The sequence below is a fragment of the Dinoroseobacter sp. PD6 genome (genome assembly GCF_028807315.1).
GTDB lineage: Bacteria > Pseudomonadota > Alphaproteobacteria > Rhodobacterales > Rhodobacteraceae > Dinoroseobacter > Dinoroseobacter shibae.
In genome coordinates this window covers 55,284-76,894 of record NZ_JARAMN010000009.1, presented here as the reverse complement: position 1 = coordinate 76,894, position 21,611 = coordinate 55,284, and the positions used below count along the sequence as shown (strand labels likewise).

24 protein-coding genes are annotated in these 21,611 nt (G+C 66.3%); 16 read left to right on the top strand and 8 right to left on the bottom strand.

Going from position 1 to position 21,611, the window contains the following annotated elements; genetic code table 11:
- Genes pcaH through pobA form a run of 3 tightly spaced genes read right to left on the bottom strand, consistent with a single transcriptional unit; the run spans position 1 to position 2,300 of the window.
- A complete protein-coding gene (gene pcaH, locus PVW48_RS15020; RefSeq protein ID WP_274581916.1) occupies positions 1-738 on the bottom strand; it encodes a protocatechuate 3,4-dioxygenase subunit beta in 738 nt (245 codons plus the stop codon).
- Positions 735-1,121, bottom strand: coding sequence for a 4-carboxymuconolactone decarboxylase (gene pcaC, locus PVW48_RS15015; RefSeq protein WP_274581915.1), 387 nt, complete (start codon positions 1,119-1,121; stop codon positions 735-737). Before pcaC ends, pcaH begins: the two co-directional genes overlap by 4 nt.
- Positions 1,122-1,130: 9 nt before the next feature.
- The gene (pobA, locus tag PVW48_RS15010) at positions 1,131-2,300 is read right to left on the bottom strand and encodes a 4-hydroxybenzoate 3-monooxygenase (RefSeq protein WP_274581914.1); all 1,170 of its coding nucleotides are present in this window, start codon (positions 2,298-2,300) and stop codon (positions 1,131-1,133) included.
- 157 nt (positions 2,301-2,457) lie between these two features.
- Between pobA and PVW48_RS15005 the strand changes: the two genes are divergently transcribed.
- The 4 genes from PVW48_RS15005 to modC are packed head-to-tail and all read left to right on the top strand — an operon-like array spanning position 2,458 to position 5,326.
- The gene (locus PVW48_RS15005) at positions 2,458-2,811 is read left to right on the top strand and encodes a winged helix-turn-helix domain-containing protein (RefSeq protein WP_012180137.1); all 354 of its coding nucleotides are present in this window, start codon (positions 2,458-2,460) and stop codon (positions 2,809-2,811) included.
- Positions 2,804-3,556 carry a molybdate ABC transporter substrate-binding protein gene (modA, locus tag PVW48_RS15000; protein ID WP_274581913.1) on the top strand — a complete coding sequence of 251 codons (753 nt, stop codon included), beginning with the start codon at positions 2,804-2,806 and terminating at the stop codon, positions 3,554-3,556. Before PVW48_RS15005 ends, modA begins: the two co-directional genes overlap by 8 nt.
- A complete protein-coding gene (modB, locus tag PVW48_RS14995) occupies positions 3,549-4,247 on the top strand; it encodes a molybdate ABC transporter permease subunit (protein WP_274581912.1) in 699 nt (232 codons plus the stop codon). Before modA ends, modB begins: the two co-directional genes overlap by 8 nt.
- Positions 4,244-5,326 carry a molybdenum ABC transporter ATP-binding protein gene (gene modC / locus PVW48_RS14990; RefSeq protein ID WP_274581911.1) on the top strand — a complete coding sequence of 361 codons (1,083 nt, stop codon included), beginning with the start codon at positions 4,244-4,246 and terminating at the stop codon, positions 5,324-5,326. Before modB ends, modC begins: the two co-directional genes overlap by 4 nt.
- A gap of 30 nt (positions 5,327-5,356) precedes the next feature.
- On the opposite strand, the gene PVW48_RS14985 is transcribed toward modC, so the two are convergent.
- Entirely contained in the window at positions 5,357-5,689 is a 333-nt protein-coding gene (locus PVW48_RS14985; protein WP_274581910.1) for an Hpt domain-containing protein, read from the bottom strand.
- Positions 5,690-5,844: 155 nt separating this feature from the next.
- Between PVW48_RS14985 and PVW48_RS14980 the strand changes: the two genes are divergently transcribed.
- A complete protein-coding gene (locus tag PVW48_RS14980; RefSeq protein ID WP_274581909.1) occupies positions 5,845-7,113 on the top strand; it encodes a PP2C family protein-serine/threonine phosphatase in 1,269 nt (422 codons plus the stop codon).
- 28 nt (positions 7,114-7,141) lie between these two features.
- Here the strand turns inward: PVW48_RS14980 and PVW48_RS14975 are convergent, their stop codons facing one another.
- Positions 7,142-7,594 carry an NUDIX hydrolase gene (locus PVW48_RS14975; RefSeq protein ID WP_012180143.1) on the bottom strand — a complete coding sequence of 151 codons (453 nt, stop codon included), beginning with the start codon at positions 7,592-7,594 and terminating at the stop codon, positions 7,142-7,144.
- Between the two features lie 99 nt (positions 7,595-7,693).
- On the opposite strand from PVW48_RS14975, the gene hslO reads away from it, so the two are divergent.
- From hslO to PVW48_RS14935, 8 genes are all read left to right on the top strand, one after another.
- The gene (gene hslO / locus PVW48_RS14970) at positions 7,694-8,692 is read left to right on the top strand and encodes an Hsp33 family molecular chaperone HslO (protein ID WP_274581908.1); all 999 of its coding nucleotides are present in this window, start codon (positions 7,694-7,696) and stop codon (positions 8,690-8,692) included.
- Entirely contained in the window at positions 8,679-9,278 is a 600-nt protein-coding gene (locus PVW48_RS14965) for a CoA pyrophosphatase (RefSeq protein ID WP_012180145.1), read from the top strand. The genes hslO and PVW48_RS14965 overlap by 14 nt, the downstream gene beginning before the upstream one ends.
- Positions 9,275-10,423, top strand: coding sequence for a CCA tRNA nucleotidyltransferase (locus PVW48_RS14960; protein ID WP_274581907.1), 1,149 nt, complete (start codon positions 9,275-9,277; stop codon positions 10,421-10,423). The genes PVW48_RS14965 and PVW48_RS14960 overlap by 4 nt, the downstream gene beginning before the upstream one ends.
- A 60-nt stretch (positions 10,424-10,483) precedes the next feature.
- A complete protein-coding gene (locus PVW48_RS14955) occupies positions 10,484-12,328 on the top strand; it encodes an ABC transporter ATP-binding protein (RefSeq protein ID WP_274581906.1) in 1,845 nt (614 codons plus the stop codon).
- Complete coding sequence (locus tag PVW48_RS14950) at positions 12,325-14,169, top strand: ABC transporter ATP-binding protein (RefSeq protein WP_274581905.1); 1,845 nt, start codon at positions 12,325-12,327, stop codon at positions 14,167-14,169. The genes PVW48_RS14955 and PVW48_RS14950 overlap by 4 nt, the downstream gene beginning before the upstream one ends.
- 52 nt (positions 14,170-14,221) lie before the next feature.
- A complete protein-coding gene (locus PVW48_RS14945) occupies positions 14,222-15,466 on the top strand; it encodes a class I SAM-dependent RNA methyltransferase (RefSeq protein WP_274581904.1) in 1,245 nt (414 codons plus the stop codon).
- A gap of 16 nt (positions 15,467-15,482) precedes the next feature.
- On the top strand, positions 15,483-16,271 hold the full coding sequence (locus PVW48_RS14940; protein ID WP_012180150.1) for an ion transporter: 789 nt from the start codon (positions 15,483-15,485) through the stop codon (positions 16,269-16,271).
- A 76-nt stretch (positions 16,272-16,347) separates the two neighbouring features.
- Entirely contained in the window at positions 16,348-16,848 is a 501-nt protein-coding gene (locus PVW48_RS14935; protein ID WP_274581903.1) for a L,D-transpeptidase family protein, read from the top strand.
- Between the two features lie 4 nt (positions 16,849-16,852).
- Here PVW48_RS14935 and PVW48_RS14930 read toward each other — a convergent pair whose 3' ends face one another.
- The gene (locus tag PVW48_RS14930) at positions 16,853-17,383 is read right to left on the bottom strand and encodes a CAP domain-containing protein (RefSeq protein WP_274581902.1); all 531 of its coding nucleotides are present in this window, start codon (positions 17,381-17,383) and stop codon (positions 16,853-16,855) included.
- A gap of 168 nt (positions 17,384-17,551) precedes the next feature.
- Here PVW48_RS14930 and PVW48_RS14925 point away from each other — a divergent pair, with 168 nt between their 5' ends.
- Positions 17,552-18,154 carry a L,D-transpeptidase gene (locus tag PVW48_RS14925; protein ID WP_012180153.1) on the top strand — a complete coding sequence of 201 codons (603 nt, stop codon included), beginning with the start codon at positions 17,552-17,554 and terminating at the stop codon, positions 18,152-18,154.
- A gap of 379 nt (positions 18,155-18,533) precedes the next feature.
- Positions 18,534-18,710: a hypothetical protein gene (locus PVW48_RS14920; RefSeq protein WP_044028134.1), complete on the top strand. Its 177-nt coding sequence runs from the start codon at positions 18,534-18,536 to the stop codon at positions 18,708-18,710.
- Between the two features lie 113 nt (positions 18,711-18,823).
- Here the strand turns inward: PVW48_RS14920 and hemH are convergent, their stop codons facing one another.
- Together hemH and PVW48_RS14910 are read right to left on the bottom strand one after the other, a co-directional pair.
- Positions 18,824-19,912, bottom strand: coding sequence for a ferrochelatase (gene hemH / locus PVW48_RS14915; RefSeq protein ID WP_012180154.1), 1,089 nt, complete (start codon positions 19,910-19,912; stop codon positions 18,824-18,826).
- The gene (locus PVW48_RS14910) at positions 19,905-20,774 is read right to left on the bottom strand and encodes a methyltransferase domain-containing protein (RefSeq protein WP_274581901.1); all 870 of its coding nucleotides are present in this window, start codon (positions 20,772-20,774) and stop codon (positions 19,905-19,907) included. Before PVW48_RS14910 ends, hemH begins: the two co-directional genes overlap by 8 nt.
- Before the next feature lie 30 nt (positions 20,775-20,804).
- Between PVW48_RS14910 and PVW48_RS14905 the strand changes: the two genes are divergently transcribed.
- A complete protein-coding gene (locus PVW48_RS14905; RefSeq protein WP_274581900.1) occupies positions 20,805-21,581 on the top strand; it encodes a double zinc ribbon domain-containing protein in 777 nt (258 codons plus the stop codon).
- Positions 21,582-21,611 lie beyond the last annotated feature (30 nt).

Genomic DNA, 21,611 nt, shown 5'->3' with positions numbered 1-21,611 from the left:
TCACATCCCCTCCTTCCGGTTTTCGAACATGGTCTGGCGTCGCCCGCGCAGCACGATGTCGAACTTGTAGGCGCGCGCGTCCATGGGGATGTTCCGGGCGCTGTCGACCGGCGCGATCAGGCTCTCGATCGCTGCCCGCGAGGGAATGGCGCCCACGATCGGGCACAGCCAGATCAGCGGATCGCCCTCGAAATACATCTGCGTCACCAGCCGCTGGGCGAATGCGGGCCCGAAGATCGACAGATGGATATGGGCCGGACGCCAGTCGTTCATGCCATTGGGCCAGGGGTAGGGTCCGGGCATCACCGTACGAAACTCGTAGGACCCATCCTCGCGCGAAACCACGCGCCCACATCCGCCGAAATGCGGGTCCAAAGGGGCGAGGTAGCTTTCGTTCCGGTGGCGGTAGCGTCCGCCTGCATTGGCCTGCCAGATCTCGATCAGCGCCCCTGGCACCGGGCGCGCGCTCTCGTCCAGCACCCGGCCATGAACCACGATGCGCGGCCCGATGGCGGGATTCTCAAGACCCGCGAAGTTGTGGATCAGATCGCCGTCGAGCGGGCCGAGCGTCTCATGCCCGAACACCGGACCGGTCTCTTCGCCGAGGCTGGTTGGGAAAGACAGGGGCGCGAAGCTGGGCGCCCGTTTCACCGTGGTCTTGTACGCGGGGCTGAGCGCGGGCGGATGCCAGCCCCGGTCGCGCGGGAAGTACCCGCCGGGTTCCGGTGCATCTGTCATGACCTTGCCTCCATCTCGGCAAAGGTGGCCTTGGCAAGCTTGATCGCGTGATTGGCCCGCGGCACGCCGGCATAGATCGCCACGTGCTGAAACACCTCCATCACGTCGGTCTTGCTGGCCCCGGTATTGGCGCAGGCCCGGACATGCATCGGAATCTCGTCGAAATTCCCGGTGGCGGCCAGCAGCGCAAGCGTCAGCATGGAGCGTTCGCGCCGGCTGATCGCGTCGGAGGCCCAGACGGTGCCCCAGGCGGCTTCGGTGATCAGCGACTGGAAAGGCGCATCCAACGGATCCTTCGCCGCCTCGGCCCGGTCCACATGGGCATCACCCAGCACTGCGCGGCGCACTTCCATCCCGATCTCGTAGCGTGACTTGTCGCTCATATCCGTCTCTCAATAAGGCAATCCGACATAGTTCTGCGCCATGGCGGTCTGGGCGGCCGTATTGCTGCGCAAGAAGTCGATCTCTGCAAGCTGGATCTTGTGCTCGAACTCCGACTGGTCGGGGAAGCGATGCATCAGCTTGCTGAACCACCAGCTGAACCGCTCGGTTTTCCAGACCCGTGCCAGCGCCTTCTCGGAATACCTGTTGATCCCCTCGCTATCCCCGTCCTCGTAGAACTGGCGCAGGCCGTTATAAAGGTAATGCACGTCCGAGGCGGCGGTGTTGAGCCCCTTCGCCCCGGTTGGCGGTACGATATGGGCGGCGTCGCCACACAGGAACAGGCGACCCCAACGCATCGGCTCGGTCACGAAACTGCGCAGCGGTGCGATGGATTTCTCGATGGAAGGCCCGGTGATCAGGCTCTCCGCCTGGGGTTTCGGGATGCGGCGGCGCAATTCGTCCCAGAAGGCGCTGTCGCTCCAATCCTCGGGCCGGTCGTCGAGGCGACACTGGATGTAGTACCGGCTGAGATTGGCGTTCCGCATCGAACAGAGCGCAAAACCACGCTCGGAATTGGCGTAAATCAGCTCTTCATGGACGGGCGGGGTTTCGGACAGAACCCCGAGCCAACCGAAAGGATAGACCTTCTCGAACTCCCGCCGTGCGGTTTCGGGGATGGTCTTGCGGCTGATACCGTGGAACCCGTCACAGCCTGCCACGAAATCGCAGGAAAGGTGCTGCCGCTGCCCGTCCAGGGTGTAGCTGACGGATGGTGTATCGGTATCTGCCCCTTGGATCTCCACGCTCTCGACCCCGTGCATGAGCGTTCCGCCCGCCGCCTCCCTCGCGGCATAGAGGTCACGGGTCACCTCGGTCTGACCATAGACCGTCACCGGCTGCCCGGTCAGCGCGGTGAAGTCGATGCGGAACATCTCGTCGCCATGGGAGATCACCGTGCCGTCATGGGGGATGCCCTCGCGTTGCACCCGATCCCCGACCCCGGCCTCGATCATCAGGTCCACGAGTCCGCGTTCCAGCACGCCAGCGCGGATGCGGCCGAGCACATGGGCGCGGCTCTGCCGCTCCAGCACGACCGTGTCGATCCCGCGTCCGTGCAAAAGCTGCGACAGCAACAGCCCCGAAGGCCCGCCGCCGATGATCGCAACCTGGGTCCGCATGCGCCTCCTCCCGATAAGTCGCCTCGGCCGGAACCGTAGGCGCAGGCCCCCGTCAAGTAAAACGGAGAATTCCGCGCTCTGGGCGCGTGGTTTCGTTATTGCCCGCGGACTATATCGCCCCTAGTATCCGGCAATCGGATCAGGATGGACCGCCCCCATGTCACCCCGCCTGCGCTTGCGGCTGCAATTCGAAGAAGGCGCCCGGCTCGGTCCGGGCAAGGCCGATCTGCTGGAGCATATCGGGGCCACCGGGTCCATCTCCGCCGCGGGCCGCGCCATGAAGATGAGCTATACCCGCGCCTGGGCCCTGGTCGAGCAGATGAATGACACTTTTGCCGAACCCCTTGTCAGCAGTGCTCGCGGGGGCGCCAAGGGCGGGGGGGCGCAGCTGACCGAGGCGGGGACAGCCGTGCTGACCCATTACCGGCAACTCGAAGCCGCCGCCGCGACGGCCGGCGCGCCGCAGATCGCCGCGATCGAGGCGCTGCGCAAGGGGGCCCACGATGACTAGGCTCTGGCAGGGGCTCTGTGCGGCCGCCTTGCTCTGGGCCCAGCCCGTCAGTGCACGCGACGTGTCGGTCTTCGCCGCCGCCAGCCTGAAAACCGCCCTGGAAGAAATCGCCGCCGACTGGCGCGACGAGACCGGGCATGCCGCGACCCTGACCTTCGCGGCCAGTTCCACCATCGCCCGGCAAGTGGATCAGGGCGCACCGGCGGATCTGGTCCTGCTTGCCAGCGCCGACTGGATGGACTGGCTCGCCGCGCGCGACCTTCTGCGGGCGGGAAGCCGCGTGGCGCTCCTGGGAAACACGCTGGTCCTGATCGGATCCCAAGCGGCCCCGCCACTGGACCCGGCGCCCGGTTTTCCCCTGGCCGAGCGTCTGGGCGATGACTTTCTCGCCATGGCGCTGGTCTCTGCGGTGCCCGTGGGGATTTACGGCAAGGCGGCGCTGACGAACCTCGGTGTCTGGGACACGGTCGCCGACCATGTTGCGCAGACCGACAATGCCCGCACCGCGCTCGCCCTGGTCGCCAGCGGCGAAGCGCCCCTCGGCATCGTGTACGCCAGCGATGCACAGGCCGAGCCGCGCGTGCATGTGATCGGCCGGTTTCCCGCCGAGAGCCATCCGACCATCACCTATCCCGCCGCGCTCACCGTCGAGGCGCGGCCCGAGGCCGCCGCCTTCCTGTCTTTCCTGCAATCGCCCGAGGCCGCTTCGGTATTCCGGTCCCACGGGTTTGTCGTCCATGACTGACTGGCTCGGCCCGGAGGCCTGGGCCGCCGTGGCCCTGTCCCTGCAAGTGTCGTTCTGGGCGACGCTGCTCAGCCTTCCGCTGGGCGTTTTCGTCGCCTACGCGCTGTCCCGCTGGAATTTTCCGGGGCGACAGTTGCTCAACGGGCTTGTCCACCTGCCGCTGATCCTTCCGCCGGTGGTCACGGGGTATCTTCTGCTGCTCACCTTCGGACGGCGCGGGCCGGTGGGCAGCTTTCTCGAAGACACTTTCGGCCTCGTTCTCGCCTTTCGCTGGACCGGGGCGGCGCTGGCCGCGGCGGTCATGGCTTTCCCGCTCATGGTCCGCGCTATCCGGCTCGCCATCGACGCAGTGGACCCCAAGCTCGAACAGGCCGCTGCCACCCTGGGCGCCCCCCGCGCCTGGGTGTTCGCCACGATCACCTTGCCGCTGATCCTGCCGGGGATTCTCGTGGGTGCGATCCTTGCCTTCGCCAAGGCGATGGGGGAGTTCGGCGCCACGATCACCTTCGTCTCGAACATCCCCGGCCAGACCCAGACCGTGCCGTCCGCCATCTATGCCTTCCTGCAGGTGCCGGGCGAGGAAAGCATCGCGCTGCGCCTCGTCCTCGTTTCGGTCGCCATTGCCATGGCTGCGCTCTTGTTGTCCGAGGTCGTCTCGCGGGCGGTGGCGAGACGGATCGCGGGTCAATGATGCTCTCGGTGCGCATCAATCACGGCTTCCCGGGCTTCGCGCTCGACGTGGCCTTCGACGCGCCGCCCGGAATCACCGCCCTGTTCGGAAAATCGGGCTCGGGCAAGACATCCGTGGTGAACGCAGTCGCCGGCTTGTTGCGCCCCGATGCCGGCACGATCCGGGTCGCGGACAGGCTCCTCTTCGATGCGGAGCGGCGCATCTGCGTGCCGACGCATCGGCGGCGGCTTGGCTATGTTTTCCAGGAAGGGCGCCTTTTTCCCCACCTGACGGTGCGGCAGAACCTGTGCTACGGGCGGTGGTTCGCCAAGGGTCGGGCAGGGTCAGATCCGATCGACCGGATTGTCGAATTGCTGGGCATCGGTCCCCTGCTGGACCGGCAGCCGGGCGCGCTTTCGGGCGGGGAAAAGCAGAGGGTGGCGATCGGGCGGGCGCTCCTGTCCGAGCCGGAGCTGCTGTTGATGGACGAACCTCTTGCTGCGCTGGACAGCGCCCGCAAGGCCGAGATCCTGCCCTATATCCAGCGGCTGCGCGACGAGACCGACACGCCCATCCTCTATGTCAGCCATTCCGTGCCGGAGGTCGCCCGCATCGCCACCACCGTGGTCGCGCTGGAGGCGGGCCGGGTGCTGCGCAGCGGTCCCGCGCAAGCGGTTCTGGCCGATCCGGATGTGGCACCCGCGCTGGGCATCCGGGAGGCCGGCGCCTTGCTTTCGGGTATTGTCCGCGAACACGCGGAAGATGGTGTCACCGCCTTGGCCTTCAGCGGCGGCACCCTGTACCTGCCGCTGCAAAGGGATCCGGTTGGGGCCGACCTGCGCGTGCGGATCGAGGCAAAGGACGTGTTGCTGGCCACCGAGGCGCCCACGGGCCTGTCGGCCCTGAACATCTTTCCCGCCCGGATTGAAAAGCTGCGTCAGGGCGACGGCCCGGGGGTTCTGGTGCAACTGCGGATCGGGACCGACCTCGTCCTCAGTCGCGTGACCCGTCGGTCGGCAAACCGCATGGGGCTCGCGGTTGGGCAGAGCTGCTATGCGGTTCTCAAAACGGTATCCGTGGCCAAGCAGGATATCGGCTAGGCAAGGGCACGAGCCTGCTGCGCCCCCGGATCAGGCCACGCGCTGCTCCTGCAAGCCTTCGGTGAAGACCTTCTGCGCTGCTTCGAAGGCTTGCATGACGGCATCGATATCCACGGACCCGCCATTTCCGGCTTCGGCGGCCGCCTCGCCCGCCGCGCAGAGCTTGCCGAGTTCGCGAAAGCCAAGGTTCCAGGCACAGCCCTTGATCAGATGCATCAACTCTTCCAGTTCCGACCCCTTGTCCGCATCCGGCAGCGCCCCGATCGCGGCCTCCACCTCTTCCATGAAAACTTCGACGATCTCGCCGAAGTCCTCGGCGCCGATTTCGTCCTGCAACTCGCGCACTCTTGCCCAGTCGATCATGTCATCACCTCATGCACCGCCAAATACATCTTCTGGTTAGGCCTATCCCGTTAAGGTTTCCTGACCGGGAGGGGGATTTTGAGGGGCATTTTAGATTTCACGCTCTGTTAAGCGCGAGGCTTTAGAGCTTGGCCAAGCGTAGTGAGCGAGACTGTATGATTCCCAACGTGCAAAGCCCAACCCACCCGCCGGAGACCAGCGCAGGGCGCCGGTTGCAGGTTCTCGTGGTGGATGACAGCCGATTGCAGCGGCGCATCCTGTCGATGGCCTTGAAGAAGAAAGGCTACGATGTCTTCGAGGCCGAGGATGGCAATCACGGTTTCGAGATATTCAGCCAGAATCATATCGATATCGTGATAAGCGACTGGATGATGCCCGGCCTGTCCGGTCCGGACCTGTGTCGCAAACTCCGCGCTGTCGAGTCGGAGCACTACGTCTACATCATCTTGCTCACCACCAAGTCGGAGAAGGATGAGATCGCGCAGGGCTTCGATGCCGGGGCCGACGATTTCCTGTCCAAACCGGTTCATGCGGTCGAACTCATGGCGCGAATCACGGCTGGTGAGCGGGTCATGCGGATGGAACGGGAACTGACCACGAAGAACCACCTGATCTCCGAAACCCTGGCAGAGCTGAAAACGCTCTATCATGCGCTCGACAGTGATTTGATCGAGGCCAAGAAGCTGCAGCAGTCACTGGTGCGGGACAAGACGGGCACGTTCGGACGGGCCGATCTTGCGCTGATGCTTAAGTCCAGCGGTCACGTGGGGGGTGACCTCGTGGGGTTCTTCCCGATCAACGATCTTGAGGTGGGCCTCTATTCGCTCGATGTCTCCGGCCACGGGGTCAGTTCGGCACTGATGACCGCGCGCCTTGCCGGGGTGCTCTCGGGGTCCATGCCCGGCAAGAACATCGCGATCGAGGCTGACGGGGCGGGCCAACCGGTGGGGCGCGACCCCGGTGCCGTGGCCGCTGACCTCAACCGTTTGCTCCTCGAAGAGATGGAGACCGAGCATTACTTCACGATCATGCTGGGCATCCTGAACATCGATACCGGTGTGTTGCGCATGGTTCAGGCCGGTCATCCCCACGGGCACTTGCTGCGCAACGGGGCGGGGTCCGATCTTCTGGGTGAAGGGGGCCTGCCGATCGGTCTGCTGGATGGCGCCGACTATACCAGCTTCACCGCGACGCTCGCGCCGGGCGACCGGGTGCTGCTTGTCTCCGACGGGTTCACCGAATGCACCGATCCGGCGGGAAACATGCTTGATGATGACGGCCTGGCCGCCTGGTTCGCGCAGCACCGGGATCTCGACGGCCCGGCCTTGATGGACATCCTGCCGCGCGACCTGGAGCGGTTCGCGCAGAGCACTGATTTCGGAGACGACATCTCCGCCTTGGTGCTCGATTTCGGCAGGGGCTGAGCCGAGCATCCGACCCCGGCATACCGCTTCAGATCCGCCCGACGCTTCGGCCATAGGCCGCGACGGTCGCCCGGTCGCCCGCGCTTGCCAGTTCCTGCGCCGCCTCAGAGATCGGCAGCCAGAGCGGCAGGTGGTTTTCCTCCAGTGGCGGGCCCACCCGCAAGCCGGGCCGCCCAAGATAGATATGGCACAGCTTCTCTGCCCAGATCCGGTATTCGGGCATGAAGGTGAACCGCCGGAACACCCCCAGCTTCCGTTCCAGTCGCATGGTCCAGCCGGTCTCTTCCAGAACCTCGCGATGCAACGCTGGCAGCGGCGCCTCGCCCGGGTCTATCCCGCCGCCGGGCAGCTGGATTTCCGTCTCCTGCCCGAACTGCACCGTGGTCAGCACCTGGTCGCCCCGCACCAGCAGCGCATAGGCCCCCGGCCGCCGCCTGTAGGCTTGCCCCGCGCGCACCGCTTCGCCATACCGCCTGATCATACCCGCCTCCAGCCTCGTGTCCCTGCACTTGGACCTCACACCGGCCCTCTCTATATTGACCCCTATGCCAGCCGCGCACTGCCCAAGGAAGGCCCCTCCATGACACTTGCGTCAAAACTCGCCTGGGATGATACCGTCCTGCCGTTCCAGCTCGACCGTCCCGATATCCGGGGTCGGGTGGCACGGCTCGATGGCACGCTCGACGCCGTTCTGGCGCAGCATGACTATCCCCCGATGATCGAGGCCATGGTGGCCGAGGCCGCGGTGCTGACGGCCCTGATCGGCCAATCCATCAAGCTGCGCTGGAAGCTCTCTTTGCAGATCCGCGGCGACGGCCCGGCGCGCCTGATCGCGACCGACTTCTACGCTCCGGCCGAGCCCGGCGCGCCGGCCCGCATTCGCGCCTATGCAAGCTATGACGCCGACCGGCTCGCCCGCGAAACCGACGGCTTTGCCGCCATCGGCAAGGGCTATTTCGCGATCCTGATCGACCAGGGCAAGGATATGGAGCCGTACCAGGGCATCACGCCGATCGCCGGGGGCAGCCTCTCGGCCTGTGCCGAGACCTATTTCGCCCAGTCGGAGCAACTGCCCACCCGGTTCTCGATCTCCTTCGGGCGCAGTGCCGCGCCGGGCGAGGCCGAGCATTGGCGCGCCGGGGGCGTGATGTTACAACACATGCCCAAATCCGCCGCCGAGGCCGCGCGCGAAGGCAGCGGGGAAGAAGGCCTGCTGCACCATGGCGATCTGCTCGACGGGGCGGAGAACGAGGACTGGACCCGGGCCAATGTCCTGCTCGACACGGTCGAGGAGATGGAGCTGATCGGCCCCCATGTCTCCCCCGCCGAGCTGCTCGTGCGGCTCTTTCACGAGGAAGGGCCGCGGGTCTACGATGCCCTGCCGGTGCAGTTCGGCTGCACCTGTTCCGAGGCGCGGGTGCGGCAAAGCCTGTCGATCTATTCCGCCAAGGATATCGGCCACATGACCACGGACGAGGGTATCGTCACCGCCGATTGCCAATTCTGCGGCGCCCATTACGAATTCCGTCCGGAAACTCTCGGGTTCGAGGCGGTGGAGGGACCAGATGCCTCTGGATGATCTTGTCCGGCGGGTCGATCTGGCCCTGCGCACCCCGCGCGGCGGCTCCTCCGATTTCGACCTGAACCCGGATTTCCGGCTCACCCAGGAGCGCAAGCTTCGTCCGGCCGCGGTGCTGGTCCCGCTGATCGAGGGGCCGAACGGCGTGGAGCTGGTACTGACCAAACGGTCGTCGCGGCTGAAGCATCATCCGGGCCAGATCGCCTTTCCCGGTGGCAAGGTCGAGAAAAGCGATGCCTCCCCCACCGCCGCGGCCCTGCGCGAAGCCTGGGAAGAGATCGCCCTGCCGCCGGAGGCCGTGCGCATCCTCGGCGCGTTGCCCTGCCATGAGACCGTGACCAGCTTCAACATGCACCCCTATGTGGGCCTTGTGACCGACCCGGTAGAGCTGGTGCCCGAAGCCGGGGAGGTGGCCGAGGTGTTCCGCGTCCCTCTCTCCCATGTCACCGATCCGGCCCGGTTCCGGGTCGAACGTCGGCTCTGGCAGGGCAAGTGGCGGCATTTCTACACGGTGCCTTACGGTCCCTATTACATCTGGGGGGCGACCGCGCGGATCCTGCGGGGGTTTGCCGACGCGCTGCAATGAGCGTTCTCGCCAGCCGCCTGTCCCATCCGGGCGCGCAGCACGTGCTGGGCGTGCTGACCGGGGCGGGCCACGCGGCCTATTTCGTGGGCGGCACCGTGCGCAACGCCCTGATCGGGGCGCCGGTCACCGATTTCGACATCGCCACCGCCGCCCTGCCGCAGCAGGTGCAAACCCTGGCCGAGGATGCAGGGATCAAGGTCGTGGCCACCGGGATCGACCATGGCACCCTGACCCTCGTGCTCGACAAGACCCCGTTCGAGGTCACCACCTTCCGCCGCGATGTCGCCACCGATGGCCGCCGCGCCACCGTGGCCTTTGCCAAGGACGTGGCCGAGGATGCGCGACGCCGCGATTTCACCATGAACGCGCTCTATGCCACGGCGGCGGGGGAGGTGATCGACCCCTTGGGCGGGCTGCCGGATCTCGAGGCGCGGAAGGTTCGGTTCATCGACGATCCCGAGGCCCGGATCCGCGAGGATTACCTGCGGATCCTGCGCTTCTTCCGCTTCACCGCCTGGTATGGCGACCCGGCCAAGGGGATCGACGCCGAGGGGCTGACGGCCTGCGCGGCCCTTGCCGACGGCCTGCAAACCCTGTCGACGGAGCGGGTGACCGCCGAACTGTTGAAGCTGCTGGCCGCCCCCGATCCGGCCCCGGCCGTGGCCTCCATGGGCCAGAGCGGCATCCTCTCCCGGGTGTTGCCGGGGGCCGCCGATACCGCGCTGGCACCGCTCGTTCATCTTGAACCAACGCTCGATCTTGCGCCCGACGGCCTCCGCCGCCTTGCCGCGCTGGGCGGGGATGCGGGCGGTCTGCGCCTCTCCAAGGTACAGGCCCGACATCTCGCCACGCTCCGGTCCGAGAGCGGCGGCAATGATACCGCGCTGCACCTTGGCCAGCGGCTCGGGCCCGAGACCGCGGCGGAGGTGCTGGCCTTGCGCGCCGCATCCCTTGGCCAGCCGATCCCGCCGAATGCCCGCTCCGACATCGCCCGGGGGGCCGCGGCGACCTTCCCGGTGCGGGCGGCCGATCTTCCCGCCGATCTCGAAGGCCCGGCCATCGGCGCGGCCCTGGGCATACTCGAAGCGGCCTGGCGCGCGTCGGACTTCCGCCTCGACCGGGAGGCCCTGCTCGCGCGCTTGTGACACCGGTGGCTTTTGCACGCGCGGCCCCTATATTGCAGGGACAGCCCAAGGACTGCCCCCATGTTCCGCTTTTTCGAACGTCTCGTGGACCCCTATGTGGCGTACCCCGAGACGGATCGCCCACCCACGCGCCTCTGGCCCTTCATGCTTTCCTGGTCGCGCCCGTTTCGCGGCCTCTTTGTCGTGGCCGGGGTCATGTCGCTGCTGGTGGCGGCGGTGGAGATCGCGCTGATCTACTACATGGGCCGGGTGGTCGACCTGCTCTCGACCAGCAGCCCGGCAACCGTCTGGGCCGACCACGGCACCGAGCTGATCTTCGTGGCCCTGTTCATCCTGCTCTTCCGGCCCGCGCTGCAGGCGCTCGACGTGTTGCTCCTGAACAACGCGATCCTGCCGAATTACGGCACGCTCTTCCGGTGGCGCGCCCATCGCCAGGTGCTCCGCCAGTCGGTCGGCTGGTTCGAGAACGACTTCGCCGGCCGCATCGCCAACCGGATCATGCAGACCCCGCCCGCCGCGGGCGAGGCGGTGTTCCAGGTCTTCGACGCGATCAGCTTCGCGCTGGCTTACCTGATCGGGGCGGCGATCCTGCTCGCCGGAGCCGATCCGCGCCTCGCGATCCCGCTGATCGTATGGTTCGTGCTCTACGGCGCGCTGGTGCGCTGGACCATCATCAACGTGGGCCCCGCCTCCAAGGCCAGCTCCGACGCCCGGTCCGAGACCACGGGCCGGGTGGTCGATGCCTATACCAACATTCACGCGGTCAAGCTTTTCGCCCATCACGACCGGGAGCTCGCCTACGCCAAGGACGCGATCGAGAAGACCCGCACCACCTTCGCCCGCGAGATGCGGATCTTCACCACCATGGACATTGTTCTGGTGATCCTGAACGGCCTGCTTATCGTCGGCGTGGTCGGCTGGGCGATCCTGATGTGGGTGCAAGGCACGGCCTCGGTCGGCGTGGTGGCCGCCGCGACCGCCCTGACCCTGCGGCTGAATGCCATGACCGGCTGGATCATGTGGGCGGTCTCGACCTTCTTCCAGAACCTCGGCGTGATCGCCGAAGGGATGGAAACCATCGCCCAACCCATCACCCTCGTGGATGCACCGAACGCCGGGCCCCTGTCCCTGACAAAGGGCGAGATCACCCTCGACCGGCTCAGCCACCATTACGGGCAGGGCGCAGGCGGGCTCGATGCCATTTCCCTGACCCTGAAACCCGGGGAAAAGGTCGGCCTCGTGGGCCGCTCCGGCGCCGGAAAATCGACCCTCGTCAAGCTGCTCTTGCGGTTCTATGACCCCGATGGGGGCCGCGTTCTGATCGACGGGCAGGACATCGCCACCGTCACCCAGGACAGCCTGCGCGCCCGGATCGGCATGGTGCAGCAGGACAGCGCGCTCCTGCACCGGTCCGTGCGGGACAACATCCTCTATGGTCGCCCCGAGGCGACCGAGGCCGAGATGATCGCCGCCGCCAAGCGCGCCGAGGCCCATGACTTCATCCAGACCCTGCGCGACCCCCAGAGCCGCACCGGTTACGACGCCCATGTGGGCGAACGGGGCGTGAAGCTGTCCGGCGGGCAGCGGCAGCGGATCACGCTCGCCCGCGTCATCCTCAAGGACGCGCCGATCCTGATCCTGGACGAAGCCACCTCCGCACTCGACAGCGAGGTGGAAGCCGCCATCCAGAACACGCTCTACGGCGTGATGGAGGGCAAGACCGTCATCGCCATCGCCCACCGCCTGTCCACCATCGCGCAGATGGACCGCATTCTCGTGCTTGACGAGGGCCGCGTCATTGAGGACGGCACCCATGCCGGGCTGCTCGCGGCGGGCGGGCTATATGCAAGCTTCTGGGCCCGCCAATCCGGCGGGTTCATCAACACGGCGGAGGCCGCGGAATGACGCTCCTGTCCCGGATCGAGAACCTGATCGACGGTTTCCAACCCGCCGAAGGGCCGCCGCCCCAGACCCTGTGGGCGTTCCTGCGATGGTGCCTGAGCGGATCGATGCCGGTGCTCTGGATCGCCGCCGCGCTCTCGGCCTTCGCCGGCACGCTGGAGGTGTTGTCCGCCACCCTTCTGGGCCTCGTGATCGACACCGCGCTCACCGCCGGCCCGGAGGGCTTCTTTGCAAGTGAATGGCCCACGGTTCTTCTGTTCGCGGCCTTCTTCATCCTGATCCGCCCGGTGATTTTCGGACTGTCCTCGGCGGCCAATGCGATCGTGGTACAACCCAATCTCAACCCGCTGGTGCTGTCGCGCCTGCACCGCTGGACCATGGGCCAGTCGGTCAGCTTCTTCGATAACGACTTCGCCGGTCGCATCGCGCAGAAGCAGATGCAGACCGCCCGCGCCGTCACCGACATCACCGCCGAGGTGATCAACGTGGTCGCCTTCGCGCTGGCCTCGATCCTCGGCTCGGTGATCTTGCTGCTGACCATCGACCCCTGGGTCGCGCTGGCGCTCGGCGTCTGGTTCGTGGCCTACATGGCGCTGATCCGGGCGTTCCTGCCGCTCGTGCGCAAACGCTCCGCCGCCCGCGCCGGGGCCCGCGCCAACGTGACGGGCCAGGTGGTCGACACAGTCACCAACATCAAGACGGTCAAGCTGTTCGGCCATTCCGAACATGAAGATCAGGCCGCCCTCGACGCCATGGGCAGCTACCGGCGCAAGGCGCTCGATTTCGGCTATATCTCGTCGAGCTTCCGGTTCTGGCTCATGGCCATCGCCGGGGTGCTGCCGGTGCTGCTGATCGGCGGGACGCTGATCCTGTGGACACAAGGCACTGCCACGCCAGGCGACATCGCCGCCGCCGGGGCCATCGCCATCCGCATCGCCCAGATGACCGGCTGGGTCAGCTTCACGCTCATGGCAATCTACGCGAATGTGGGCGAGGTGGAGGACGGGATGCGCACCCTGACCGTGCCCCACGCCCTGACCGACGCCGACGACGCCAGCGCGATGGAGGCGCGTCGCGGACGCATCGCCTTCGAGGACGTGACCTTCATGTATGGCCGCGATGTGGGCGGGATCGACGGGATCTCCCTGACCGTGGCACCTGGGCAGAAACTGGGCCTCGTGGGGGCCTCTGGGGCCGGGAAATCGACGCTCACAGGCCTTCTGCTCCGGCTCTACGATACCGAAGAGGGCCGCGTGACCATCGACGGGGTGGATGTGCGCGATGTGACCCAGGACAGCCTGCGCCAGCAGATCGCCATGGTCACCCAGGAAACCGCCATGTTCAACCGCTCCGCGCGGGACAACATCCTCTACGGGCGTCCCGAGGCCACCGAGGCCGAGATGATCGCCGCCGCCAAGCGCGCCGAGGCCCACGACTTCATCCTGGAGATGCAGGATCACGCGGGCCGCGCGGGCTACGATGCCCATCTCGGCGAGCGCGGCGTGAAGCTCTCGGGCGGGCAGCGGCAGCGGATCGCCCTGGCCCGCGCCTTTCTCAAGGACGCGCCGATCCTCGTTCTGGACGAGGCGACCTCCGCGCTCGACAGCGAGGTGGAGGCCTCCATCCAGGACGCGCTCAACCAGGTGATGGAGGGCAAGACCGTCATCGCCATCGCCCACCGCCTCTCGACCATCGCGCAGATGGACCGGATCGTGGTGCTGGATCAGGGCCGGATCGTCGAGGACGGCACCCATACGGAGCTTCTGGCCAAGGGCGGTCTCTATGCGCGCTACTGGAACCGGCAATCGGGTGGCTTCATCGGGTTGACCGAGGCCGCTGAGTAGTCCGCCGAATAACCCCGTTGCCCGACGCCCGCGCGCCCGCTAAAGCGCAGGCATGCCCGAAACCGACCATGACACGCTGACCATCACCCGACTGGGCCTGCACGGCGACGGAATCGCCCCCGGCCCGGTCTACGCCGCCCGCACCCTGCCGGGCGAAGAGATCCGGGGCGAGATCACCGGCGACCGTATCGCCGCGCCCAAGATCGTCACGCCCTCCCCGAACCGGGTAAAGCCGCCGTGCCCGCTCTACGCCCGCTGTGGCGGTTGTGCCTTGCAACACGCCGCCGACCCGTTCGTGGCCGGCTGGAAGCGGCAGGTGGTGATCGACGCGCTCTCCGCCCACGGTCTCAGCGCGCCGATGCGCCCGATCCGGACCTCGCCGCCGCGCACCCGCCGCCGTGCGACCCTATCGGGGCGACGGCTGAAAAAGGGCACGCTCCTGGGCTTCCACACCCGCGCCAGCGACACGATCGTGGACATCCCCGGCTGCGAGGTGCTCGCCCCCACGATCACCGAAGCCCTCCCAAGCCTCGCCGAATTCCTGCCGGTCCTAGGCTCTCGCAAAGGGGAACTGGCCCTCGCCGTCACCGTCTCCGAGGCCGGGCTGGACGTGGACATCCGCGGCGGCAAACCGCTTGACCCCGCTCTGCGCCTCAGCCTCACCGCGCTCACCCAGAAGCTCGACCTCGCCCGGCTCAGCCTGGATGGCGAGGTGTTCCTCACCCTTCGCCCGCCCGCCCAACGCTTCGGCCCCGCCAGTGTCACACCGCCGCCGGGCGCCTTCCTGCAGGCCACCGCCCCGGGCGAGGCCGCCCTGCTGGCCGCGGTGGCCGAGGCCGTCGGCCCCGCCAGGCGCATCGCCGACCTCTTCGCAGGCTGCGGGACCTTCGCCCTGCCGCTGGCAACCCGCGCCGAGGTTCACGCGGTCGAGGGCGATGCCGATATGCTCGCGGCGCTCGACGCGGGCTGGCGCAAGACCCCGGGTCTGTCCAAGGTCACCACCGAGGCGCGCGACCTCTTCCGCCGCCCGCTCTTGCCCGACGACCTCGCGCGCTTCGGCGCCGTGGTCATCGACCCGCCCCGCGCCGGGGCCGAGGCGCAGACCGCGGCCCTGGCCTCCGCCCAACCCGACCGCATCGCTGCCGTGTCCTGCAATCCGGTCACCTTCGCCCGTGACGCCAAAATGCTCTGCGACGCGGGCTACGCCCTGCGCTGGGTGCAAGTGGTGGACCAGTTCCGCTGGTCCCCGCATGTGGAGCTTGCGGCCGCCTTCACCGCGCCCCATATCCAGCCCTGACCAAGAGGAAATCCCCATGACGGACCTGCGTGCGCGGCTGGCGGACTGGATCGAGTCCCCCCGCATCCGAAACTTCATCATCACCGTGATCATCGTGAACGCAGTGCTCCTGGGCATGGAAACCTCGCCTGCGCTCATGGCGGCGGCGGGCGGGCTGATCGTCACGCTGGACAAGATCTGCCTCGGCATCTTCGTGGTGGAACTGGCGATCAAGCTCTTCGCGCTGGGCGGGCGCTTCTTCCGCTCCGGCTGGAACATCTTCGACTTCCTGATCGTCGGGGTCGCCATCGTGCCCGGCGCGCAGGGCTTCTCGGTCCTCCGGGCGCTCCGCATCCTGCGGGTGCTGCGCGTGATCTCGGTCGCTCCGCGCCTGCGCCGGGTGGTCGAGGGCTTCGTGACCGCCCTGCCGGGGATGGGGTCGGTGTTCCTCTTGATGGCGATCATCTTCTATATCGGCGCGGTCATGGCGACCAAGCTCTTCTCGGCCAGCTTCCCCCAGTGGTTCGGCGATCTCGGCCGCTCGGGCTATTCGCTGTTCCAGATCATGACGCTGGAGTCGTGGTCCATGGGCATCGTCCGCCCGGTGATGGAGGTCTACCCCTATGCCTGGATGTTCTTTGTCCCGTTCATCATGGTCACCACCTTCGCCGTGGTGAACCTGCTGGTCGGTCTGATCGTGAACTCCATGCAGGAGGCCCATTCCGCCGAAGAGGTCGCCGCCACCGATGCCTACCGCGACGAGGTGATGGCCCGCCTCAAGGCCATCGAAGAGGCCCTCGCGAAACGTCCCCCGCCAAATTCGTGATTGGCCCGGCGGCGGAAAATCTGGCATCCTGCATGACAATAATAAAATTGTAATCTCTCTCGAGCAGGCTTCCATAATGACCCTTTCCCGCCGCGTCCTGCTGCTGGGCCTCGCCTTGGGGCTGTCCGGCTGCGGATCCTCGAAATTCCTGGACTATGAAGGCCCGGAGGTGACGCGCATCGTCGTCTTCAAGGGCGAGCGCCGCATGTACCTGATGAACGAGGACAGGGTCCTGCGCGGCTTCGACATCGATCTGGGTTTCGCGCCCCAAGGCCATAAACAGGTCGAAGGTGACGGCAAGACGCCCGAGGGGCGCTACCGCATCGATCGGCGCAACCCCAACAGCAGTTTCCATCTGTCGCTCGGCATCTCGTACCCCAACACGGCGGACGTGGCGCGGGCGCGGGCCATGGGTCAAAGCCCCGGAGGCAATATCTTCATCCATGGCCAGCCGAACCTGCTGGGCCCCCAGACCGAGGAAAACTGGACGGCCGGCTGCATCGCCGTCACCAACGCCGAGATGGAAGAGATCTATGCCATGGTCGAGGACGGCACGGTGATCGACATCTACCCCTGACGGATCAGGCGTTGGGGACGATCCGTGGCCCGGCGCCACCCAGAACCAGCGTCCACCACAGTTTGCCGCTGGGTTCCTGGTACCAGGCAAACCCCATGTCGCGGGCGGCCGGGTCCAGGATCACGTCGCGGGTGGCGGGCTCTGCCATCCACGCGGCCAGGGTTTCCAGCTCGGTCTCGAAGGTTTCCGAGATCAACTCCCCGCGAAACTGGCCCGGATAGCCGGCACGGGCGGCCCGCTCCAGGGGCGAGGATCCGTCCGAACCGAAATGCCAAGGCCGGTTCTGCACGGCCATGTCGCGCGCATGGGTCGCCGCGGCGGCGGTCAGCTCCGCGTTCAGGGCCAGCTGCGGCAAACCCGCCGCCTGGCGCAGCACGTTGACCGAATCAAGCATGGCGAACTGGATGCGCCCGGTGTCTGCGGCGCGGATGTTGTAGACCTGCGGCAGGGGTTTGCCGTCTGCGCCCAAAGTTGGCGGCGGCGGTGAACAAGCGGCCAGCGCAAGCAGCGCAAGGCTCAAAAGAACGCGAAACATGGCCCCAATCCCGGTTTTTTACGTCGTTCCCCCTGTCCTATGCGAAATTGGCTACCCGATCCAAGGGGGCTCGCCGCCCTTTGGCCATGACAGCCGTGTGAATTGCACTTTTCCGGTGATATTCGTATCTTCCGCACAACAATGTGACATCTGAGGAGCAGTCAGACCATGTCCAAGGACCATCGTTCTCCCTTGTCCCGCCGCCGGTTCTTGGCGGCAAGCGGTGCTGCGTCGACCCTGCTGGCAAGCCCGGCGCTTGCGCAGATGACCGGCACCACCGAGCTTGAGCAGGACGTCACCCAGACCGTGCGCCGCAACGTCTCCAGCTTCCGCGCGCTGGACTGGCGGCCCTATTTCTCGAACACCCGCAACGGCGCGGTTCTGGTCGATATCTCGTCCCGGGCGCTGCATTTCTGGTCCGAGGATCAGACCGAGTACAAGCTCTACCCGACCTCCGTGCCCCTGACCGAGGACCTGACCCGCACCGGGCGCACGAGCATCACCAAGAAGGTCGAAGGCCCCAGCTGGCGTCCGACCCCTGCAATGCGGCAGCGTAATCCGGAATGGCCCGAATTCATCCCGCCCGGGCCCGACAATCCGATGGGCACCCATGCCATGCACCTGACCTGGACCTATTACCGGATCCACGGCACCCACGACACGCGCAAGATCGGGCGCCGCTCGTCGAATGGCTGCATCGGTTTGTTCAACGAGGATATCGCGGAGCTGTATTCCAAGTGCAAGGTCGGCACTCAGGTCCTGTTGATCTGACCCGGAGGATCCGGTCCCCGACTCTCCCCGCGGCGCCCTGTGGCGCCGCGTTCGTTTTCAGCGCAGGCCGCCTCGACGTGCCGCCGCCGGAAGGCACCGGAAAGCGCTTCAAGAACCTGTCACAATCCCCGGAATTTTCTGAGAGAACCGGGCGAGCATGCGCCAGACCGATCAATTCCGCCCGCCGATGGCCCGAGACTGCGCAAGAGTGTTGCTATTTTGACGACATTTACCTGTCCGAAAGGCCCTTGATATTGGCCCGATTGCATTCTGCAGGTTCTCCTGCTTAAAAAAAGTGTACGAGGTACAGTCTAGAACGCTCACCAGCGTCTTCTGGCGTGTCCAAGTCGTAATTGTGAGCATCTCTTTGGAGGGAACCATGAAAAAGCTCGTCCTTGCCGCCGCTCTGGCCGCAGCAGCAACCACCGCAACCGCAGGCTCCATGGAAGAGCCCATGATGGAAATGCCGGTGATCGTCGAAGAAACCAACACCAGTGCAACCGGTTGGGTTGTTCCGCTCCTGCTGGTCGCGGTTCTGGCGGCTGTCGCAAGCTAATCGCTTCGCACCGACCTAGTTATGGATCGAGGCGGCCCTTGGGCCGCCTCTTTTCGTGTGATCATCCGGCTGTGACCACCTGAGGGCCGCGCCGCGGCCCGCAGGTCCGTGGATCAGCCCTTCGGCGCGATCCAGCCCGCAAGGTTTTCTTCCACGACCTTGGCCAGCGCCGCGATATGGGCGTCGTCGTCATTCAGGCAGGGGATATAGGTGAACTCTTCGCCGCCCGCCTCCTCGAAGCTCTCCTTGATCTCTTCGTTGATCTCTTCGAGCGTTTCGATGCAGTCGGCGGAAAATGCCGGCGCGATCACCGCGATCTTCTTCTTGCCGGTCTCGGCCAGGCGCGCGACCTCTTCGACCGTGTAGGGCTTGAGCCATTCCTCCGGGCCGAACCGGCTCTGGAAGGTGGTCACGATCTCGCCCTCCGGCCAGCCCAGCCGTTCCTTGAGCAGGCGCGACGTCTTCTGACACTGGCAGTGGTACGGGTCACCCTCCATCAGGTACCGCTTCGGCACTCCGTGATAGGACGCGACCAGCACGTCGGGCCGGGTCTCCATGTCCGCATAGGCGCGCTCCACGGACTGGGCCAGCGCCTCGATATACATCGGATGCTCGAAATACGGCTCCACCGTGCGCACGATCGGCTGCCACTTGATATGCTCCAGCGACCGGAAGAACTGGTCGCAGGCCGTGGCCGAGGTCGCGCCCGCATATTGCGGATAGAGCGGGAAGAACAGGATCTTCTGGCAGCCCTGCTTCTGCAATTCCTCCACCTTCGACTTGGTGGACGGATTGCCGTAGCGCATGCAGAAATCCACCACCACGTCATCGCCGAACCGGGCCTGCATCGCCGCCTTCATCTTGGCGGTCTGATCTTTGGTGATGGTCATCAGCGGGCTCTCCCCCGCCTCTTCGTTCCAGATCGACTTGTAGGCCGCGCCCGAGCTGAAGGGCCGCTTGGTCAGGATCACCAACTGCAACAGCGGTTGCCAGATCCAGGGGCTGTAATCGATCACCCGCTTGTCGGACAGGAATTCATTCAGATACCGCCGCATCGACCAGTAGTCATAATTGTCCGGCGTCCCGAGATTGGCCAGCAGCACGCCGACCTTGCCGAAATTGACCGGCGGGTGATCACCGGGCAGGTGGGACGAGGTCGTCTTGGACATCATGTTCATCGGTTCTGTGCCTCTGTCAGCCATCGCCGTCCCTGCGTGGGGTCGGGTCGGTCACTGGGTTCATATCTCGGTCGAATTCCACGGAACCAAGGGCTTCGGCAAGCCTGTGGGACGCGGAGCCCGGTTTCAGCGGTTGCGGTTGCGACGCCGCAGGCGCCCATCCGGTCAAAAAAGCAAACTGGAACGTAGCGCGCACGCGCCCGTTGTCCCCCGGAAATTCACGGGCATAGATTTCCACCGCCCGGGCCAGCACGTCGCGGCGCAGAAACCGGCGCTCGCGCTGGGCCAGGGCATTGGTCTCGCCCATGGCGCGCAGCTCCCGCATCAGGTGCAGCGGCGTGGCATATTCCACCGCGCGCGGGGACAGATCGGCCACCGGCAGGGCAAAGCCCGCCCGCTGCAGAAGCCCGCCCATGTCCCTCAGGTCGCCCATCGGCGCCACCCGCGGGCTGAGCCCGCCGCGTTGTCGGGTCTCGGCTTCGGCCAGCGCCACGCGCAGCTCGCGCAATGTCTCGCCCGCAAAGGCCACGGCCAGGAACAGCCCGTCAGGTTTCAGCGCCCGGCGCGCCTGCACCAGCTGGCCGACCGGATCGTCGGCCCAATGCAGCGCCAGCGCATGGATCACCAGGTCATGGGCGCCTTCGCGCAGGTCCAGAACTTCCGTGTCGGGCACGACCACGGCTTCCGGCACGGCATCTGCCCAGAATTCGGGAAAACCGGTCACGATCGCGGGCTTGGTAAAGCTCCTGTTAACCTCGTCCAGTCTTTCCTGAACCTCATGGAGAGCTTCGACATGCAGAAACGACTCGGGCCCCGTCCCCTTGCGGGCCCGGGCACGGTGCGCCTCCAGGGCGGCACGATCTGCAAGTCGGGGCGGTACGCTCATGATGAACCTTCAATTGAGAGGCGTATTTAAGTGTTTCACGGGCAATTGCAAACCGCCTTGCGGACGGTCTATCCGCCAAGTTGCATCACGTGCCGCGCGCCGGTCGCCAGCGATTTCGGCCTTTGCGGCGAATGCCTGCGCCAGACACCCTTCATCGCCGGGGGGATTTGCAACACCTGCGGGGTGCCCGTTGCGGGGCTGTCCGAGACTGAAACCGACATCTGCGAAGACTGTCTGACCATCCCGCGCCCCTGGTCCCGGGGCCGCGCGGTGATGACCTACCAGGATATGGGCCGCACGCTCGTGCTGCAGCTCAAGCATAGCGACCGCACCGATCTCGCACGGCCCGCCGGGGCCTGGCTGGCCAGGGCGGCGCGGCCGCTCGTGCAGGGAAACACGCTGGTGCTGCCGGTGCCGATGCATCGCACGCGACTTCTGCGGCGCACCTATAACCAGGCGGTGCTGCTGGCGCGGGTCGCGGCCCGGCATCTCGAACGGCAGATGGTGCCAGACCTTCTGACCCGGACCCGGCGCACGCCGATGCAGGACCAGCGCAGCTTCGAGGAACGCTTTGCCAATCTCGACGGGGCGGTGTCGGTCTGCGGCGCCCGCGCGCGCAGTGCCGGGATCGCCGGGCGGCACGTGCTGCTGATCGACGACGTGATGACCAGTGGCGCGACCCTGGCGGCCTGTGCAGCCGCCTGTCTCGAGGCCGGCGCGGAGGAGGTGGACATCGCCGTTCTGGCCCGCGTCCACCGCGAGGAATTCGTCGGTCGCCCGCGCGCCTCCCCGGATCCTGCGTCCTGAAATAAGACTTTCGGATTTACACATAATGTG